This window comes from Aeromonas sp. ZOR0002 (assembly GCF_963866995.1).
GTDB classification, from domain to species: domain Bacteria; phylum Pseudomonadota; class Gammaproteobacteria; order Enterobacterales; family Aeromonadaceae; genus Aeromonas; species Aeromonas caviae.
This window is the reverse complement of sequence record NZ_CAWMFQ010000368.1, coordinates 1-2591: the sequence shown is the minus strand read 5'-3', so window position 1 is coordinate 2591 and position 2591 is coordinate 1. Positions and strand designations below refer to the sequence as shown.

Sequence of the window (2591 nt, the reverse complement as noted above, 5' to 3'; positions counted from 1 at the left end):
CCGCCCCCGCCCGCTCCCAGCGCCAGCCCTACCGACCGGCGGGCCGCCACGGCCTGCGCCTGCCCGGCATCGGTCTGGGCCTTTGGCACAACTTCGGCGCCGGGAGCGATCCCGCCACCGCGAAGGCCATGGTGCACCAGGCGTTCGATCTGGGGATCACCCACTTCGATCTCGCCAACAACTACGGGCCCCCACCGGGATCTGCCGAACTGACCTTCGGCACGCTGCTCAAGAGGAGCCTGGCTCCCTATCGGGACGAGCTCATCATCGCCAGCAAGGCGGGCTACGTGATGTGGGACGGCCCCTACGGCGATGGCGGCAGCGCCAAGTACCTCTTCGCCAGCCTGCACCAGAGCCTGCGCCGTCTGGGCCTCGACTACGTGGACATCTTCTATCACCACAGGCCGGATCCCCGCACCCCGCTCGAGGAGACCTGCCAGGCCCTGGCCCTGATGGTGCGCCAGGGCAAGGCGCTCTACATCGGCCTCTCCAACTACCCGGCCCCGCTCGCGGCCAAGGCTGCCGCCCGGCTGGCGGAGCTCGGCACCCCCTGCCTGGTCAACCAGCTCAAATACTCCCTGTTCCAACGCGATATTGAGCCCGACACCCAGCCGGCCTGCCGGGAGCACGGCATGGGGGTGGTCGCCTTCTCGCCCCTGGCGGGGGGGCTGCTGAGCGATCGCTACCTGGCGGGCATTCCCGCGGATTCCCGCGCCGCCAGTGCCAGCCCCTTCCTCACGGCGGACCAGATCACCGAGGAGAAGCTCGCCACCGTCCGCGCCCTGCATGCACTGGCCCTGCAACGGGGTCAGTCCCTGTCGCAACTCGCACTGCAATGGGTGCTGCGCGACCCCGTGGTGAGCTGCGCCCTGATTGGCGCCAGCCATCCCCAACAGATAACGAGCGCCGTCGACGCCCTGGGGCAGCCCCCCCTGGACGATGATCTTCAACAGAAAATCCTGTCCATACTGGCCTGACAGCACAAAGAGATCATAAAACAGATGTCAACAGGCGTGACTGACCTGTCAGAACGTGACGGGGCAGTCATGGCTTCTGACAGCATGCGGCAAGCCGCGCCCTGCATGGTCCACCAGCGCCCTTTCCCGGCCGGAACAGGGCGCTGAAATCCCCAATATTCACTGGTTGCCCGCGCGATTTTCCGCCATCATTGGCCGCCCCGACCCGTTCGGGGTTGATTTTATCCAGACCCCATAACCAAGAGATCTGCACCATGACCGAATCCTACGCCCTGTTCGTCGCCTTTGTGCTGGGCATAGTGGAAGGCCTGACCGAGTTCCTCCCCGTCTCCTCCACCGGCCACATGATCATCGTCGGCCACCTCCTCGGGTTTGAAGGACCCAAGGCCGCCACCTTCGAGGTGGTGATCCAGCTCGGCTCCATCCTGGCAGTGGTCGTCATGTTCTGGCGCCGCCTGTTCGGACTCATCGGCATTCACTTCGGTCAGAAACCGACCCCGGGCCACGCGACCCTCTCCCTGGTGCACGTCATCCTCGGCATGCTGCCCGCCGTGGTCGTCGGGCTGGCTATCCACAGCTGGATCAAGGCCAATCTGTTCGGGCCGGAAACCGTGATGTATGCCCTGGTGGCCGGTGGCATCCTGCTCATCATCGCCGAAAAGTTCCGCCCCGCCGTGACCGCGGAGACCCTGGACGACATCAGCTACAAGCAGGCCTTCGGCATCGGCCTGTTCCAGTGCCTGGCACTCTGGCCCGGTTTCTCCCGCTCCGGCGCCACCATCAGCGGCGGCATGCTGATGGGCATCAGCCGCCACGCGGCAGCGGAATTCTCCTTCATCATGGCGGTACCCATGATGATCGCGGCCAGCGGCCTGGATCTCTACAAGAGCCGCGATTTCCTCTCCATGGCGGACTTCCCCATGTTTGCGGTGGGCTTCGTCACCGCCTTCGTGGTGGCCATGGTCGCCATCAAGACCTTCCTGGCGCTGATCCGTCGTCTCGACTTCATCCCGTTCGCCATCTACCGCTTCCTGCTGGCCTTCGTCGTCTACCTGGTCTTCGTGGCCTGATGGGCTTCGCCGCCAAGCAACACAAAAGGGACCCGAGGGTCCCTTTTTTCATGCCGTGATACCGCCTCAGTCGCGCGGCAGCCCGCGATCACCGGGCAGCCGTGAGCCCAACTCAATAGAGGTGCTGACTGATGCCGTTGAGCAGCCGTGACAACCCCTTGGTGAACTGCACGGGGGCATCCTGCACCGTGTAGCAGAGGCAGCCGTCCGGGGTACGGGGGCTGTGGGCGTGGCTGGCGTCACGCCAGATGAAGTCCCCCGCCTGATAGCGGGTGTCGCCATCCTCGATGGTGCCCGCCAGCAGCAGGGTCAGCTCATATCCCTTGTGGGTGTGCTCCGGGATCCGGCCCCCCGCCTCGATGTGGAGCAGGTTGGCCCGCGCCCCCATCTCGTCCAGGGGCAGGCTGACCTGACGGATGGCCCCGAGATGACGCCACCTGGGGGCATGATGCCGTGCCAATGCCCTCGGCAGCCGGTAACTGTGACCCGCCACCCTGAGCTCTGGCCTCGGGCTCTCGGGAAGGGCGAGCGCCGCCTCCGTCGC

General features: G+C 65.7%; 3 protein-coding genes. 2 read left to right on the top strand and 1 reads right to left on the bottom strand.

The window, feature by feature from the left end:
- On the top strand, positions 1 to 977 hold a 977-nt coding region (locus AACR77_RS19600), incomplete at its 5' end, for an aldo/keto reductase (RefSeq protein WP_042882335.1).
- Positions 978 to 1231: 254 nt separating this feature from the next.
- Positions 1232 to 2047 (top strand): undecaprenyl-diphosphate phosphatase, encoded by an 816-nt coding sequence (gene bacA, locus AACR77_RS19595; protein WP_010676024.1) that lies wholly within the window; start codon positions 1232 to 1234, stop codon positions 2045 to 2047.
- 112 nt (positions 2048 to 2159) lie between these two features.
- Here bacA and AACR77_RS19590 read toward each other — a convergent pair.
- Positions 2160 to 2591 (bottom strand): ChrR family anti-sigma-E factor (locus AACR77_RS19590; protein ID WP_042882333.1); only part of this gene is annotated, 432 nt, incomplete at its 5' end.

Bases quoted from the DNA above. Each gene is read 5' to 3' on its own strand.
- bacA (WP_010676024.1), top strand. From the start codon at position 1,232: ATGACCGAATCCTACGCCCTGTTCGTCGCCTTTGTGCTGGGCATAGTG.